This is a genomic window from Sporosarcina sp. P25 (assembly GCF_002743235.1).
GTDB classification, from domain to species: domain Bacteria; phylum Bacillota; class Bacilli; order Bacillales_A; family Planococcaceae; genus Sporosarcina; species Sporosarcina ureae_B.
Genome location: NZ_PDYV01000023.1, coordinates 1 through 17,670 on the forward strand (window position 1 = coordinate 1; position 17,670 = coordinate 17,670).

Consider the following 17,670-nt stretch of genomic DNA (forward strand, 5'->3'; position numbering starts at 1 on the left):
TCTTACTTAATGGCTTTTTGAATCGACTGGAGTTTCTTTAATTCTCAAAACAACAACCGATATCAAAGACAATAGATTCAGACAGAGTAATATCCAGTTATATAAGTTAGTCGAACCCTCTAGAAGATAGGTTCCATACCTCAGAGTATTTATTCCTAAAACAACTAATAATAATGCAAACATTTTGGTACTCACATTTCTCATCTGCTTTAACCCCCATTTCACAAGAGTTAGATGTAACAAAGTCTTAGATTATGTTCAGCATAGTGGCCCGTTTATCGAAATACGCTCTTTCACAAATGCCAGATTTTATTTTGAATACCGACGCTTAGAGATAACCCGAATAACAACTACTCCGACAACACTCGCTATTGTAGTTTTTATTAGAAAGTTATTAAGTAGCCCATCAATTACATAACCTTTGAATTTTTGATACACCGTTGCTTCTGAAACCCAATCAATCACATGGCCAATCCCAAATATTGCAGGTAAACTTATTAATATATAAATAAAAATAAATGTAAGTAGAAAAGCTTTTAGATTCATACTTCTCCCCACCCCCTTTGTACAGGCTTTATAAAGGTTAGTCGTTATTACTAAGCCAAAGTTTCACACATAAGGAAATGGCCAATTGCGACATAGTTGTGTTACAGAAAAAAAACCTTTTACAGAATTACCTCTGTTTCATGTTCATCGAGGATTTTATGAACACAATATATAAAATTACCCCTAGGCTTATAACAATTACGTAATAGTACCAGATTCCGAAGAGTAATAAATTTGTTAAAAAGCAACATACGAGCACTGTTGCTGCTATTCCCAATGAATGCTGAATCAGAGTGGATTTGAAGAATCTGTTACTTGCCTGGTAAACTAAAAACCCGATAGCCGGACTAATTACCGCAGAAAAAATAATTACAGAAACAAGCGCAAAGTATAGCATTAGAATACTCCTTATCTATTCATAATCTGGCCCAATTGCTTAATAATCCAACTTCTTATAATCCATTTTAACATAAAAACCCTTTTCTACTTCGATGTTTTCAATTATCTCAAAACTGTGTTCTAGGAAACCATTCCACTCATCAATTAGCAGAGCAGATAAATTTATCCGCTGTTATTGATTTGTCTATCCATTTTAAGTCGATTTATTATCGATATACGTATTTAACGTTGATACAATAATAAAAATAGAGGACACCGATTCATACACGAATCGTGTCCCCATTTGCCACGCATTTAATAGTTTCTTTCCATGTACCAAACCCATATCTCCATAAAAACAGCACGTTACCTATACCGCTGAACTTTTTCAGCCCTTGGCCAAATGAAGTAGGAGAGTGAGATCACCATATCAAGGCCTACGATGAGCGCCCAAAGCTTCAACATTTGAGAGAGTGCTTCCGTTTTGTTGGCATCTCCAATTAGGTAAATCATTGCAACCAAAAACCCGCCACCGATGATAAACGCTAGTACATGTTGCAACGCACCTTTCACGGAATGGCGTGCATGTGCATATCCTGTTTTCTTCGCTGGTTTTGTGCCTTGCTTCTTGACGTAGTAAAGAAAGCGTTCATCCGCCCAGCGAATCATACTTTTTCCGAATGCGATTGATACGCCGAGATAAATCGCCGCAATGGCATGAACTTGTGTAGCCACAGCGCCATTATAAAGATCGGAAGCCGTGACGACTAACAATAGTAAATCGATGACTGGTGTTAACGCTAGAAAAAACAAACCGAGCCGTTTTTTATTACATACATATCGTGTAATGAGGCCCGCAAGAATAACGACCCAAAAGCCTATTTCACAAGCAATAATCGTCCAAGCAATGAAATCCATTCATTCACCTCTTTTACTAGAGTGATATTGGTTATGCGTATCATAGCATAAACATTCTGAATTGTTTATGGAGTGGATACCGTTTAATGGTTTAATACTTATCTTCTACTATATTTCATCACACTCACTGAAAGTATAAAGAAAATGATGGTGATTAGTAAGAGATACACGACACTGACGAATGGAGAGATTTGCCATCCATTTACTTTGAAGAACACGCCCATATTCAACTGAAAGCTTTCTTTCACTTCAACGGGTGCTTGAGCGAATGCTTCGGCCATAGGAGCGTCCATGAGAATTTGGCGAAGCAAAGCAGCGATATGTGAGATGGGGAAGATGTGTATCAAACTTTGTAAGTAGGCAGGTAAAGTGCCGATTGGAATGTAGATACCTGTAAGAAAACCGACTAATGTACCAATTACTGTGCTAGCCGCAGCGAATGCAGGGGAGGTTTTAAAGAAAATAACGAGTAGAGAGATCATGGAACCAGCAGTCAAAACGGCTAGAAATATGACGCCTACCGATTGAATGATTTGTATGAATGAAAGTACCGGCTCCCCAGTGGCGAAAAGCATAGCGTTTGCTACAAGAAGAGTCATACTGCACATCAGAAATCCTATGGAGAGTGAGCTAATTATATAGCCACCGAGTAATACGGATTGTTTAATTGGTGTGACACGGAAATCTTTATAGGCATTGGTTGCTTGGTCGTTTACCATCACACTGAATGCGCCTAATGTGGTCGTCACACTCGTAACCGTGACGACCCCCGCAATAATCCAAGACAGCAACAGCCAATGCTTTGCTGGAAAGTCTGGCACTCCATCCGCGATCAGATCACCAAGAAAGAATACATAGAGTGCAATCAAGATGAACACAGCTAGCAATGAGAAAAACACTGCAGACTTATCCCGAAAATAGAGCAGTAAATTCCTTTTAGCGAAAACTAGCATCGTCTACACACCCTCTCGATCATGAATACGGATAAAGACATCATCCAAACTAGATTTTCGTACTTCAAAAGACGTAATAAGCGATTGGTATTTATGTAACATAGGAATAGCTGCTATCGTATTCGGTAAATCGATTGTGTATCCGCCAGTTTCTTCTTGAAACAGCACATGATCATGTAGAAATTGCGTGCGCAGTGCAGTGTGATCGGTTGTCGTAATGAATAAGCGATCCGCAGAGTATTGCTGTTTTAAATCAATCGGAGTGCCTTTGGCGATAATCCGTCCTTCTTTTATCACTATAACGAAATCCGAATTTGCGGCCTCTTCTATATAATGTGTCGTCAGAAAAACGGTCATGCCATGTTCTTTTTGTAAGTGTCCGATCATTTTCCAGATTTGCTGACGACTTTGAGGATCGAGTCCTGTTGTCGGTTCATCGAGCAACAAAATCTTGGGTTGATGGAGAAGGGCACGTGCGATATCGACTCTTCGCTTCTGGCCGCCAGATAATTTGCCGTATCGCTGCTTTAAGATGGAATGAATATCTACAATTTCAGCGCATCGCTGTATGGCAGACAGTATTTCATGCTTCGCCATTCCATATAATTGTGCACGAAATGCCAAGTTCTCTTGTACAGACAATAGTGGATCTAACAAGCTTTCCTGGAAGACGACTCCGATCTCTTTTCGAATGAATTCATCCTCTTTACCAACCGTAAATCCGTTGACCGTTACGGAGCCGCTGTCCGGTTGGAGCACGGTTAAAATAATAGAAATGACGGTAGATTTTCCGGCACCGTTCGTTCCAAGAAATGAGAATAGACTCCCTTTTGTCACGTAGAAATTCAACTCGTCAACTGCTTTCACATGACCGAAAGATTTACTGACATTTTCCACTTCAATGATCGTTTGCATCCCGATTCCTCCTCTGCAAGATCGTGTGATTTATTTTTAACTCATCTGCTTTATTGTTCAAGTAAATCAGTACAATAACAGAACCATACGCAATAAGCCCCACCAGTACAGCCATCACTAGGTTATACAACCCGAAAGGATATAAGTCGAAAAATGCACCGGCTACGATCATCACAGTCACGACACAGCTAGCTTCTAGCACATACACCCATATCGGATTCTCTATTGGTAATTGATGTGAAAGAAAAATAAGAATCGTAATGATGATAGAAATGACTAGTATGGAAAGAGTCAGCTTTTCTGTCAGTGGAGGGAAGATCCCAAGTAACCGAAATAAAGAGTAGACGATTGTGCTGAATGTAAACGCGAAGCAAGCCCCGCTTATATAGAGTAAAAGATTTTTCAACTGGATCACCTCATCCTAGGAAATGCTTTCGAAATATTTTTGCGTAGTGTCGATTCACGATGACCATTTCACCGTTTTCTAAGGTGGCTTCAAATCGCCCATTCAATAACGCACGCACACTTTCTATTTTGGATGTATTGACCATCATATGTTTGCTGACCCGTAGAAATCGCGTATTTTTCAATTGATTCTCAAATTCATAAAGCTTCAGTTCGCTTTCATAGACGTCTTCTTGTGTGTACAAAAAGGAGGCATTATCTACTGTCTCGATATATAGAACATCACTGGATGGTATCGAATACACAGCGTCATCTTGTGTAACTGTAAAGCTATACATCATTTGATTGATCTGCTGGATAAGCCGGGATAAGCGTTCATCCACTTCAGGACATTTAATGGTGATTTCAATCTCCTGAAATGTAGTGGATTCTTCAATTTTCAGCCGTATGGTCGTCACCCCCAGTTAGTCTTCATGGCTGAATCGTATCACGGTCATGGAAATCGAACAATAGCTTTTACAGTGACCTGCATATAGAGGGGGCTTAGTTGCATGAAGAGCTGTTGTGATTCAAATGAATGGACATTTCGTAACGCTGAAGCAGATAAAATAACCGCATTACAATGTAGTGGTCCCTCATATTCGTAAGGAGTGGGAGACCTTATTAAAGAATGAACTAAGTAAAAAGTTTTATCTAGCGTAAATGTCTGAGAATTTTGTATTTCACTAGTCATTGTTTTAACTGAATAGAAAGATAACGCCATGCGATTAATCAATCGGCTGTTGAAAGGTAGTCAGTTTCGTTATAATCAAGAGAGAAGAAATACATCAGTTCGCAAAGGAGTGAAGCACGATGCAAAGTTATATCGTTATGCAAGGACGTACATACGATGAAGAGAAAGAGTTAGGTGTGCTTTGGTCATTGCAGCAAGACAGTATAGGCAATGTTCATCATTTTTGGGAACGGATGAAAGAAGTGCGTGAAGGAGATCGTATCTTTCATTATGTAAAAGGGGATATGGTCGCCATAAGTGTAGCGAAGTCCAGTTACCGCGAGGAGCGAAAGCCGTCTGCGATTCCCTTGGCAGACAGTGAAGACGCCAATGGGTACTTAGTGGAAGTGGAGTATCACGAACTCGATCAACCGTTAACGATTGTGGATTGTTTAGATGAACTTCTACCATTATTGCCGATTAAGTATTCTGCGTTTCAAGAGAACGGCAATGGAAATCAAGGCTATCTCTTCCCATGCAATGAAGAACTGACTATTAAATTAGTTGAGTTGATTGCAGATTTAAATATTTATGAAATCGATGAAGAACAATTGGAGTTCGTCATGGGGACCGTTCAGAAGACGGAGCATGATTTCCTCATTCCAGTTCTCGCTGAAACCGAATCGGAAACGAAAACGAAAGTGCGAATGGGACAGCAGCGATTCCGCCATGAACTTATGCAGCTATGGAATGATCAGTGCGCTCTATGCGATATCGAGCTACCGGAATTATTGCAAGCTAGCTACGCTAAACCATGGAAAGATTGCACGAATAACGAACGCATCGATCCGAACAACGGCGTCCTTCTCTGTCGCAATCATGATGCGCTCTATCATAACGGCTTCATTGCGTTTGATGGAACAGGCAAGATTCATATTTCATCTAGCATTCCTGAAGGGGATTACGAGAAGTATGGATTGCATAGCAAGATGAGAGTGAACCGAACGGAGAAGAACAAGCCGTATTTGAAATGGCATAAGAAGCATATGTTTAAGGAATAGCTCTACCCGCTACATTGCATAGTAAGTCATTGGTCATATATATACACTCTAGTTCCGGTTAAATCACCACACTTCACCGATCACCTTGCAAAACTTGGTGAGTTTACCCTCTTTTTGTAGTATGATGCATAGAGAGAGTGAATTCGATAACATAGTGTGCGGAGGTACGACATGAATTATGGGGATCCGTTAAGAGATAAAGACATAGAACGAGATACGACAATTTATAATAGTGAAGGTTTTGACAGACGCGGCTTTAATAAGTTTGGTTATGATCGTCATGGGTTTAATGAACAAGGATTTAATGCCAGTGGTTTTGATAAGTATGGCTTTGATGCACAGGGCTTTGACAAAAACGGCTATAATAATCAAGGCTATGACAAAGAAGGATTTAGAGCCACGGGCTATAATAAAGCGGGCTTTGATCGAACGGGTTATGATCGTTATGGTTATGATGCAGACGGGTATAATAAAAGCGGTTATAACGTCCAAGGGTATGACAGAGAAGGCTATAAAGTAGATGGTTTCAATCGACAAGGCTTTCACAAGAATGGCTATAACAGAGACGGTTATGACGTCCATGGTTTCAACCGTGCGGGTTTCAATAAGCAAGGGTATGACAAGTACGGTTTCAATAAATACGGTGTGAGTGCGCAAGGGTATGGAACGGATGGATTTAATAAGCTAGGTTACGATAAGAACGGTTTTAATCGCCAAGGCTATAATAAATTCGGCTATGATAAACGAGGATTTAATCGTGATCGCAAGCATATGAACGGTACGATGTATGACAGCAAAGGCTTTGATTTTCAAGGTGTTCATTTAAATAATAGTCCGTTCGATGACCACGGCTTTGATCAAGCAGGCTATGATGCACAAGGTTTCAATAAAAGAGGATACAATCGTGAAGGGTTTACCCGCGATGGCGCACATATTAGTGAAAAGACGTATGATGAAGAAGGTTATGATCAGCACGGTTACAATCGTGATGGCTTTGACCGAGCGGGATACGATGCATCAGGCTTGAATTCGCTTGGTTATGATTCGGAAGGATATGATGCCCAAGGTTTCAATAAACAGGGTATAGACCGAGAAGGTTATAATCGAGATGGCTTTAATAAAGCAGGCGTCGATCGAGAAGGTTTTGGGAAGAATGGTCGAAATCGACAAGGGTATGATAAAAAAGGTTTTAATCTGCAAGGTTATGATAAGAACGGTTTTAATAAAGAAGGCTACAACCGATTCGGTTATGATCGCTATGGGTTTAATCGGGATGGCAAACATGCCAATGGTACAAAATATGATACCAAAGGATTCGACTGCAATGGTTTCACTCCGCAAGGACTCCACCGAAATGGAACGGACCGGGATGATCAGGGGTATGATAAGTCGGGCTATGATGCGGACCGCTATGACCGAAAAGGTTTCAATAAGCTTGGCTATGATCGAAGTGGTTATGACAAATACGGTTATGATAAAGCAGGATTTAGGGCGGGTTCAAAGTAAGGGGATTTTTTAGTAAGAGAAAAACACCTGGCAAGTTAGAGTGACACTCTAGCTTGCCAGGTGTTTTGCGTTTTTTCGTTACAGCGTACACAAATACTCTTCCAACCATTGATCGGCATCCTCTTTCGATGAAACTTCTCCATTTAGCTGACTCACTTCCAACTGAAGCAAAATCTTAGAAAAGGTTGGGCCTGGTTTGAGTCCCGCTTTTACTAAATCGGCACCGTTCAAATAGCTTTGAAGGGTGTTTCGATTGTATAAATACGCAATAACAGATTCCAGATAAGGCACGTGATCAGCTACTAGAATAAACAAGATGGCTTCGTCGGAGTAGTGATGCAAAAACAAATGGTAGTCCCCGGTTTGTGTAGGTTCTTTCCATTGTTCATGTTTTTGTAACGCCATGACTTCTTCCAATAGTTTTTTCCTGTTTTTCCGCAACGTGAATTTTTCTGCGGCATACAAACTATCATTACAATAGAATGGTAGTAAAAAGTAATTGAACCAACTAGGTTTTTCAGCGATCTTTAAATTAGAAATCTTACGTACTTGTTCGTTGTAAAGTTGCTCTAAACTTTCAGCCGTAACGACTGAGGCATCTAGCTGTTTTTCGTTTACACCGAACTGTTGCCAAACTTTCAAGTTGAACAGGCGTCGGATCACTTCTTTCGGACTGCCTTCCGTAAATAAACGGATCATTTCTTCGTTAATGCGTTGTGGTGACAAGTGGATTACTTTGTCGATAGACTCGAGTGCCAATTTTTCAGTCTGCTCATCCATCGAAAATCCGAATCGTTGTTCAAAGCGAACCGCTCGAAAAATGCGGGTAGGGTCTTCGACAAAACTCATATTATGAAGGATTTTGATTTTCTTCTCGCGTAGATCGTTCTGTCCGCCAAATGGATCAATCAATTCACCGAATGATTCGGCATTCAGACGAATGGCCATGGCGTTGATCGTGAAATCACGTCGCTGCAAATCATCGCCAAGAACAGATGTCTCAATCTCAGGTAAAGCGGCAGGCTGTTCGTAATATTCGAGTCGAGACGACACGATATCGATCGATAAACCGGATGGCGTATTCCATGTCGCCGTACCAAAGCTTTCATGTTCCATGACGTCGCCACCATGTGTTTCCAACATACGATTCGCCAATTCGATTCCATTACCTTCCGCTACAATATCGATGTCATAATTTGGCTTGTCCAATAAAATATCTCGTACGATCCCGCCAATTAAATAAACAGGCATATGAATACGACTGGCCGTTTCTCCGATTTCTTTCAACTGCTGTAAAGCCTCTTCGGATAATTGCTTTTTCATTTTTTCAATCAAGTCATTAGAAGAGAGAGTACTTGTTGCTTTTTTGTTTTCCGTCATATCACTGTATAGCACTTGGATAATATTAGATCGAGTCACAATCCCGACGATTTCTTCATTCTCAATAACAGGCAACCGACCGATGTTGTGTGCAATGACGAGTTCTTGAATTTCTTCGAGTGAAGCATCCGGTCCGATTGTGTAGAGTTTAGTCGTCATATACGCTTTGACAGGCGCATGGCCCAGTCCATGGTGATTCGCTTTATCGAGATCGCGTCGAGTAATGAGTCCGACTAGTTTTCCATTTTCGACGATAGGGTAGCCTGAATGTCCGTAGCGGTACATACGACGGCCAGCTTCTTCAATCGTCGTCTCGGGAGTTAGTGTTTTAACAGGAGAAGTCATCAACTCTTTGGCGGTAATCGCTGGGCGTAGCATCGTTTCCAAACTGTTGTTGATGTCTTCAAGAATTGCTTCTTTATCTCCTTTTTTTACCGTGGCGGAACCTGCATGTTGATGCCCGCCGCCTCCAAGCTTTTTCAGGATGGGTTGCAACGTGATTCGTTCTGAATTCGCACGACCAACGACGCATACTGTGTTTTTCATTTTAACGACAGCAATAACCGCATCCGTCCCTTTGACTCCTAAAACTTTTGTTGTAATTAAGGCAAGGCCGTTGACGAAGTGATCCAGTTCATGTGTACTTATGGCAATCTCGAGACCGTCAACTTCATGAATTTCTGTATGTGTAAGCAGCTGATCCAATATATCTTGCTGTTCGGAAGTTAACGTTTCCTCAGCAAAACTAGCGACCATTTCCAGGCTCATTCCTTGTTCAAGTAAATAGGCAGCTGCCTGCATGTCCCGTACTGTGGTGTTTGCATATGTAAAATTCCCTGTGTCTGTATACAGGCCGAGTCCAAATAGTGACGCTTCAAAGCTGGAAATAGCTATATTTTGTTTGCGTATTTCTTCAATAAGTAACGTGACTGCAGCGCCAGTTAATTCTACGATGCCCCCATCAGACTGCACGTCGTTTTCGCCTTGTTGGTGATGGTCGTAGACGATGATTTTGCGCGTGGATGCATCGAAATCGTCAGGAAGTTTACCTATTCTAGATAAAGATGCGACATCGACGATAATCATTTCCGTCACTTGTTCCCAGTTCACTCGAGCGCTCGGCACAAAGTCGAAGACATCCCGGTACATATTTAAAAAACGTTGTACGCGGCTTTCGAGCTTATCTGAAATAATTAGCTGTGCATCTGGATACATTTTTTTTGCAGCAATCATCGAAGCGAGTGCGTCGAAGTCTGTATTGACGTGTGATGTAATAATTTGCACGGGTAATACCTCCTATGTAAAAGCTATTCAATGTAGTAAATAGAAAAGTAACCACCTTCTACCCTGACCCAGTGGAAGGTGGTTACTTTTTACGTTCGATCGTATTCATAGGACCAGTTTACCATCTTCAACCAAAATGTTCAATCGAGTCTAGTCAAGGGTATTTACATTATCCCATGTACACACTGTCACAAGTTCCGGGTAGCGGTTCATAGAAACAATGGTTTTTAAACTGCCCTGTAAACGGTTGATCATACCAAGTGGGCGGGCAGGGACCATAGGGATTGAAGTACCATAGCGCATAGTGAGCCGGATGTTCTCGCCAATTAGTTAAATTCCTTCTAGCTAATTTCTTTTCAGATTCTCTTGCACGTTGATAAAATAAGTTTCCTTTTTGAACCGCTTCAAATGAATAATTATTCCCTTGTATTTGGAAAATGACATCATATATGGACCGTACATCATTGAAGTCCAGACAATCGGCTACTGCACGATTGACGATGACATTTCCGACATATAACATTCCTTGATTTCCTTCGGCTTCGGCTTCGGCTCTCATCATTCTAGCCATTAAATCGACATCTGAATCTCGGTATTTGACTCTCGCCATAGTTTTTCACCTCATTATAGTGTATGAGAACAAGTGGAAATGATGTTACATTTGGAGAACTATCGACTGAAGAACTTTGAAGTAAAAATACGGATCTATGCCTGACTAGATGATAGGCTTATTTTCAATAATAATTGAAAAAAGGTTAATAGTTTGAAAAGTCAGGACTTAAGATTTACACTATGCATAGAACAGTCCGTTTAGTAAGCGGAGTATTTTCTATTTGATCTACTAGAGAGTGGAGTGTTCTGTTTTCTACTAGCGTTGTCAACAAATACATAATGATCGCCTCAATGTAAACGCATTCATTATTTTACTGATTGCGCATATATTTCAGTATGGATCGCTAGTGTAGTGTTGAACTATTTACCTATTAAAGGAGGACAAGCTAATGGCTGATAATAATTCGAATAACCCGAAGAATACGAACGAAGTTTCTGATCCGGGACGCCGCAGTTTCGTCAAGAACACAGGAATTGCTGTCGGAGGTGTAGCCGGTGGTGCGTTGCTAGGAGGTCTGTTTAGCAGTCGATCGAAAAATAATAATTCGACTTCCACTGCGACTAAAGAAAGCGTGAAAGAGAAGCGCTATGAAGAAGCGCGTATGTACTTCACTCGTATTGCCGATTTCGCTATTTTGGAGCAGGCAGTGGAGCGGATTTTCCCTGAAGATCATAACGGTCCTGGAGCGATAGAATTAGGCGTTCCGTATTATATTGACAAACAGTTGGCAGGTCCTTATGGATCCAATGTAGGCGATTACAGACAAGGTCCTTTTATAGGTTCTAAAGCTTCGGCTGCAGACTCTAGTCTCGATCGTGGTCAGATTTTCATTAATGGATTACGAACAATGGATGTCGAGAGTCTAAAACGATTTGATACTAATTTTGTTAAAGCGACGGAAGATCAGCAATTAGAAATTATGACGGACTTTGCAGATGACAAAGTGGAAATCAAAGGTATTAGTTCGAAAGGATTCTTTAATTTGTTGCGTTCTACTACGCTTGAAGGCGCGTATTGTGATCCATTGTACGGAGGCAATCGAGATATGAAAGGCTGGAAAATGAAAGAATATCCAGGCGCCATCGCATCGTATGCCCATATGATAGAAGAAGATAAGTTCGTGAAAATGGATCAAGTGAGCCTTACAGATTACCAACCTAAATAAACTACAGGAAAGGGGAGAAAAGAATGGTAAAAACATTAGATAAAGTAGATGCAGTCATCGTCGGTTCAGGCTGGGCAGGCGGTATTGCGGCAGCTGAATTAACGAAAAAAGGATATAAAGTAGTAGGTTTAGAAAGAGGGAAAGCGCAAAAACGAGAAGATTTCGTCGGCGCGAAGGATGAACTTCGCTACGATGTGCGGAAGCTGATGTTCCAAGAATTGAATAAAGAAACGTTGACGATTCGTAATACGCTAGACGAAACGGCGACACCAAACCGCAGTAACGATACAAATGCGATCAATGGTACGGCTACTGGCGGTTCAGGTGTTCACTGGAACGGCATGGTATATCGTTGGCTTCCAACGGATTTCGAATTCCATACGAAAACGGTAGAAAAATATGGAGAAAAAATCATCCCGAAAGATATGCAACTCCAAGATTGGGGTATTACATATGATGAGCTGGAGAAGTATTACGATCAGTTTGAAAAAACTGCCGGCATCTCAGGTGAACCAGATCCATTGCGACCCGGTCAGCGTTCGGATGAATACCCGACACCGCCGATGAAAGAAACGGATATCATTCGTACCTTTACGAAAGCGGCAAAAGATTTGGGCTATCATCCGTATCGTATTCCTTCTGCTAACATATCCGAGACGTATACTAACCCTGACGGTGAGACGATTAACGGATGTGTGTACTGTGCATTTTGTGAAGCGTTCGGTTGTGACTTCGGAGCGAAAGCAGATCCGATTGTTACGGTTTTAGCTACAGCACATAAAAGTGGTAATTATGAGTTGCGTAATAATTCGTATGCGGTTCGGATTGTACATGAAAATGGCAAAGCAGTTGGTATTAAATATGTAGACACAGAAACAGGAGAAGAGTTCATTCAACCGGCAGATATCGTCGTGGTTGCCGGATTTACCTTCACGAATACTCGCCTCATGCTGTTATCTGAAATTGGCAAGCCATACAATCCGAAAGATGGAACAGGCGTGATCGGTAGCCACTTGACTGCTCACCAGCGCAACTTGACGCATACGCGTGTCCGTGGATTCTTCGATGAGAAGAAATTCAATCGCTATGCAGGTACCGGTGCGCTCGGCGTAACATTGGATGATTTCAATGTGGAGCAACTTGATCATACGAAACTCGATTTCTTGCATGGTTTCTGTTTGCGGACATCTCAAAGAGGAGATCGACCGATTACGAATAACCATGTTCCTGCAGACGTTCCATCTTGGGGGAAAGAATTTAAAGACAAGTCTATTTTCTATGCGAACCGTCGTATAGATGTTCAGCAACAAAACGGTGCCCTTGCTTGGCGAGAAAACTATATGGATTTGGATCCGACGTATAAGGATATGTTCGGTGATCCATTACTGCGCGTCACGAGCAAGTTCCATGATCAAGACCGAAACATTGTACGATATGCGCATCAAAGAGCGAAAGAGTTACTGGAACAAATGGGCGCAGACCATATTACGATTCCTGAAATTACAGAGGAAACAGAGTTTGATAAGTCGTCATTATCTGACCATACAGGTGGCGGTGTAGTCATGGGGGATCGTCCCGAAACGTCTGCTGTAAACAATTATTCACAAGTATGGGACATGGACAATTTATTCGTAGTGGGGGCTTCTTCATTCCCACTTATGGGTAGTTCCAATCCAACAGCGACAGTTGGCGCACTAGCTTACCGTGCCGCAGAAGGTATGATCAAGTTTTTAGAGACTGGCGGAGGCCAGTTAGTTAAAGAAAAGGAAACAGCAAAAGCATAATACTACAAAAGGAGAGAGGGATTACCTCTCTCCTTTCTTTCATACATACTAAAGCGAGGTAATATGCCTATGAACATACGGGCCGTCCTACTCCTACTGGCAGCCGTCCTTTTACTGAGTGCCTGCAATCATACCATCGAAACGAATAGGTCAGAGAAAATACCAGTTTTTGAATACACTACGCAAGATGAGAATAAACTAGGCTTGGATGACTTGACAGGTGATTGGTGGATTTCTTATTTCTCCTATACACATTGCACGACCGTTTGTCCGAGGACCACTGCTAATATGGTTGGTATTCAGGAAGCATTAAAAAGTGAAGGTTTAACACCTCCTATCATTTCATTCAGCATCGATCCGGAAAATGATACACCGGAAGTTTTACGAGAATACGCAAAAGACTATGGTGCTGATCTACAGACGATGACGTTTTTAACAGGTTATGATTTTGAAGAAATACGTGATTTATCAGTTACTACGTTTAAAGCCATGCTGGAAAAAGGAGCGCTTGACCAGCGATCACATAGCTTTTTCTTTTATTTGATTAATCCTGACGGAGAGATTGTGAAGCAGTATAACGGTATGAGCGATACAGATAATGAGTTGCTGGTGGCGGATGTGAAGAAAGTTTTAGGGAAGTAGATTTTTTGTTTGTGTAATCAACAAGAGGCTGGGACAAAACCCAAGAAATGCATGATGGATCATTTTTCTCCTTCATGCATTTTTCTTTTTGACTACGTATTTATAAAAGTAACTTTTGAGAAACAAGAGCGCAGGGGAGCGGACTATTTTATAGGTAAGTCCCAGCCCCTTTCATGTGAGGTGTACATGTGCCAGACTATAAATTATATGGACGAATACTGCAATAGAAGAATATTTCTATTAAACTTGTATTTTAAACTATTAGAAAATATAGTAAAATGGAAATGTTTGAGATACAATTGTGGTAGAACAGAATGAGGAGGTATGCAGATGAATGTTCCATTGGTTTTGACGCAATTTCTAGATCGTGCTGTTACGTTGTATGGAAGTAAGGAAGCGATTTTTGGGGAAGCAGGACGCTCTTTTACATATGCACAGTTAAATGGTCGAGTGAATCAGTTATCACACGGGTTACGTGACGTAGGTATTGAAAAAGGAAATCACGTGGCTTATTTATGTGGCAACTCCATCGAAATGCTGGAAGGATTTTATGGGCTTTATCAAGTAGGCGGCGTCATGGTGCCGTTAAATACACGATTGAAGCCTGAGGATTATCTATTCATTTTAAATCATAGTGAGTCGAAGTTATTATTTGTAGATCAAGATTTATATCATTTTATCAAACCGATTGAGCACTCGCTCGATACGGTAGAAAAGATTATTGTTCATCATAAAAACGATGATTCGGAAGCAGTAGATTACGATGTGTGGCTCGAATCATTCTCTACGGAATCATTTGACCGCGCAGACGTGCAGGAAGATGACGTATGCAGTTTACTTTATACGAGTGGTACGACAGGTAATCCAAAAGGAGTTATGCTAACGCACCGCAATAATTATTTGCATGCCATGAGTGCAATGCATCATTTGCGTGTGACCGATCATGATGTTCTACTTCACGTGCTACCGATGTTCCATGTGAACGGCTGGGGATCACCGTTTTATTATACAGCGAACGGCGCTTCTCAAGTATGCTTACGTAAAACGTCGCCGCAGACGATTATTGACGCGATTGAAAAGCATAAAGTCACGATAGTGCATATGGCACCGGCTGTATTGAATTTAATTTTTCAGTATTGCGAAGAGCATAAGCCGACGTTCACTCATAAGATTCGCGTGATTGTTGCGGGCTCTGCTCCGCCACCGTCGTTCATCTCACGGGTCGAAAAAGAACTCGGTTGGGAATTTATTCAAGTATATGGCATGACGGAAACATCTCCTTTAAGTTTGTTCTCTACGATTCGCTCGACTGTTCAACATTTATCGGATGAAGAGAAGCTTCAGTTAAAAGCCAAAGCGGGTTATTCCATGATTGGTGTGGACGTTCGACTAATTGATGACTACGGAGAAGATGTGGCACAGGACGGTCAGCAAGCGGGCGAAATCGCGGTCCGTAGTCATGGCGTCATGAAAGGCTATTGGAAGAATCAAGAGGCGACTGATGAAGTGTTGCGTAACGGCTATATGATGACGGGAGATATGGGGACGATGGATGAACACGGTTACGTCAATATCGTGGACCGGAAGAAAGACATTGTCATCAGTGGTGGTGAAAATGTTTCTTCTATAGAAATTGAAGGTGTACTCTATGATCATCCTGCTGTTTTAGACGCTGCGGTAATTGCTGTACCTCATGAGAAGTGGGGAGAGACACCGCATGCTTATATCGTGTTACGGAGTGGTTGAGAAGCGACCGAGCAAGATATTATAGATTTCACGAGATCGAAGCTAGCACATTTTAAAGCGGTGACAAGTGTGACGTTTGTGGAGGAACTTCCAAAAACGGCGTCAGGAAAGATCTTGAAAGTGCAGATCCGAGACGATTATTGGGATAAGCTCGGGAAAACAGGACGCAAAGTGAATTAACTAAGTGGGGGCAGTCTTTCGTTCTACTAAGAGCGAAAGAGTGCTTTTTCTCGTGAAGAAATAGAAGAGCCTTGGAAAGTCACATCGGTTCTGAACAACAAGCATCGTCAAAAAACTTACTAAAATATTTTTGAAACTTTTTCAGGAATCCTCCGTCTATACGGTGCGCAAATGATAATAGGGGGATTCACATGAAGAAAATATATAGTTGTCTGCTGTTACTTGCGAGCTTACTGTTATTTATAATGGGAAATGAAGCCAAGTGGAATTTGAATGAAGTACCATTGTTCCATGAGCAATCAGCGACAGCTTTTGCAGAAACGATACAAAGTAAACCATTCATTACAGAAAAAGAATTTGATCAGGTATTGACGCTGACAAACACTCAACCGATTTTTATGAAGCAAGAGAACTTAAAGCAAATTGGTGAACTGCAAGCCAATCAACCGGTTGCGCTCGTAGGAGAAGACGAGGAATATTACGAAATTCGAGTAGGTAAGATGCCAGCCTTCATTCGTAAAGGTCAGGCAAAAGTAGAAAAGCATGTGATGAAAACTCCTTTACATACAGAACGATTGGGTGCTGTAAAAACGGCTCAACCAACACCTGTCTATACGGAAGCGAATCTTGAAAGTGATGTTCTCATCCAATTAAGAAAAGGCTATCGCTATCCTGTTATAGAGGAAGATAAAGACTGGTATCTCATCAAAGTGGGTGAGCGCGCTGGTTATATCCATAAACCTTCAGTAGAAATGGATGAAGGCTTACCGGTACTGCTGTATCACCAAGTGCTACCCCGTAAAGAGATGAAAACGGAGATCAGCACGATTTCACTTGAAAGCTTTGAAAAGCAGATGGCATATTTGGCAGATGAGCAATTTACGACTTTGACTTCACAACAATTATATGATTATTTGGAAGGCCGACTTGTTGTGCCAGCGAAAGCGTTGATTATTACATTTGATGATGGTTTATTGTCATCTAAAGAATACGCCTATCCTATCTTGAAACAATATGGCTTTACTTCGTCTCAACATATTATTTCATCTCGTATGGATAGAGAAAAAGGCGGTCCGGCATTTGACGGGGGAGGCCTACTGAAGTATTTGAATGTGGAAGATCTAAACGAAATGAAAGATGTATTTCAGTTCGAAGCCCACACATGTGCATTGCATGAACTAGGTAGAGAAAGTGGTGCAGGATTAGTATTCGAACATACAGAAGAAGAAATCATTGAAGACTTACAGAAAAATTTACAACACGTTCCTTCAGCGCTTTCCATCGCTTATCCCTATGGACAATATAATGAAGAGTTCATTGCGGCGGCGAAAGAAGTAGGATTACTGATCGGCTACACAACAGTCGAAGGATATGCCAATATGGATCGATCCAATTATGAAGTGAACCGCTTTGGCATGACAGAAAAAAGGTCATTTAAGGATTTTGCAACGTATGTTGACGGAGACATGAGATGGCCATAGA

Annotated in this window: 14 protein-coding genes and 1 pseudogene; 7 read left to right on the top strand and 8 right to left on the bottom strand. The window is 41.3% G+C overall.

The features are described from left to right. Positions 1 to 309: 309 nt before the first annotated feature. The 6 genes from CSV70_RS14595 to CSV70_RS14625 form a co-directional block, all read right to left on the bottom strand. Complete coding sequence (locus tag CSV70_RS14595) at positions 310 to 546, bottom strand: hypothetical protein (protein ID WP_099629402.1); 237 nt, start codon at positions 544 to 546, stop codon at positions 310 to 312. A gap of 744 nt (positions 547 to 1,290) precedes the next feature. Beyond that, entirely contained in the window at positions 1,291 to 1,842 is a 552-nt protein-coding gene (locus tag CSV70_RS14605; RefSeq protein ID WP_085131502.1) for a hypothetical protein, read from the bottom strand. A 98-nt stretch (positions 1,843 to 1,940) separates the two neighbouring features. After that, a complete protein-coding gene (locus CSV70_RS14610) occupies positions 1,941 to 2,795 on the bottom strand; it encodes an ABC transporter permease (RefSeq protein ID WP_099629404.1) in 855 nt (284 codons plus the stop codon). Positions 2,796 to 2,798: 3 nt separating this feature from the next. Then, complete coding sequence (locus CSV70_RS14615; protein WP_099629405.1) at positions 2,799 to 3,710, bottom strand: ABC transporter ATP-binding protein; 912 nt, start codon at positions 3,708 to 3,710, stop codon at positions 2,799 to 2,801. Continuing rightward, on the bottom strand, positions 3,694 to 4,116 hold the full coding sequence (locus CSV70_RS14620) for a DUF3021 family protein (RefSeq protein WP_099629406.1): 423 nt from the start codon (positions 4,114 to 4,116) through the stop codon (positions 3,694 to 3,696). The genes CSV70_RS14615 and CSV70_RS14620 overlap by 17 nt, the downstream gene beginning before the upstream one ends. Before the next feature lie 10 nt (positions 4,117 to 4,126). Then, positions 4,127 to 4,573, bottom strand: coding sequence for a LytTR family DNA-binding domain-containing protein (locus tag CSV70_RS14625; protein ID WP_099629407.1), 447 nt, complete (start codon positions 4,571 to 4,573; stop codon positions 4,127 to 4,129). Between the two features lie 394 nt (positions 4,574 to 4,967). Here CSV70_RS14625 and CSV70_RS14630 point away from each other — a divergent pair, with 394 nt between their 5' ends. After that, positions 4,968 to 5,888 (top strand): HNH endonuclease, encoded by a 921-nt coding sequence (locus CSV70_RS14630; RefSeq protein ID WP_099629408.1) that lies wholly within the window; start codon positions 4,968 to 4,970, stop codon positions 5,886 to 5,888. 171 nt (positions 5,889 to 6,059) lie between these two features. Continuing rightward, entirely contained in the window at positions 6,060 to 7,394 is a 1,335-nt protein-coding gene (locus CSV70_RS16630; protein ID WP_199171632.1) for a hypothetical protein, read from the top strand. A gap of 78 nt (positions 7,395 to 7,472) precedes the next feature. Here CSV70_RS16630 and CSV70_RS14645 read toward each other — a convergent pair whose 3' ends face one another. After that, positions 7,473 to 10,058: a CBS domain-containing protein gene (locus CSV70_RS14645; RefSeq protein ID WP_099629409.1), complete on the bottom strand. Its 2,586-nt coding sequence runs from the start codon at positions 10,056 to 10,058 to the stop codon at positions 7,473 to 7,475. A gap of 169 nt (positions 10,059 to 10,227) precedes the next feature. Continuing rightward, positions 10,228 to 10,668: a cell wall hydrolase gene (locus CSV70_RS14650; protein ID WP_085131495.1), complete on the bottom strand. Its 441-nt coding sequence runs from the start codon at positions 10,666 to 10,668 to the stop codon at positions 10,228 to 10,230. A gap of 391 nt (positions 10,669 to 11,059) precedes the next feature. Between CSV70_RS14650 and CSV70_RS14655 the strand changes: the two genes are divergently transcribed. From CSV70_RS14655 to CSV70_RS14675, 5 genes and pseudogenes are all read left to right on the top strand, one after another. Further along, positions 11,060 to 11,836: a gluconate 2-dehydrogenase subunit 3 family protein gene (locus CSV70_RS14655; RefSeq protein WP_085131494.1), complete on the top strand. Its 777-nt coding sequence runs from the start codon at positions 11,060 to 11,062 to the stop codon at positions 11,834 to 11,836. 23 nt (positions 11,837 to 11,859) lie between these two features. Continuing rightward, entirely contained in the window at positions 11,860 to 13,620 is a 1,761-nt protein-coding gene (locus CSV70_RS14660; RefSeq protein ID WP_085131493.1) for a GMC family oxidoreductase, read from the top strand. A 69-nt stretch (positions 13,621 to 13,689) separates the two neighbouring features. Further along, positions 13,690 to 14,262 (top strand): SCO family protein, encoded by a 573-nt coding sequence (locus CSV70_RS14665; protein WP_099629410.1) that lies wholly within the window; start codon positions 13,690 to 13,692, stop codon positions 14,260 to 14,262. Positions 14,263 to 14,592: 330 nt separating this feature from the next. Beyond that, a pseudogene (locus CSV70_RS14670) lies at positions 14,593 to 16,188 on the top strand (long-chain-fatty-acid--CoA ligase). 191 nt (positions 16,189 to 16,379) lie between these two features. Further along, complete coding sequence (locus tag CSV70_RS14675) at positions 16,380 to 17,669, top strand: polysaccharide deacetylase family protein (RefSeq protein ID WP_085131491.1); 1,290 nt, start codon at positions 16,380 to 16,382, stop codon at positions 17,667 to 17,669. Position 17,670 lies beyond the last annotated feature (1 nt).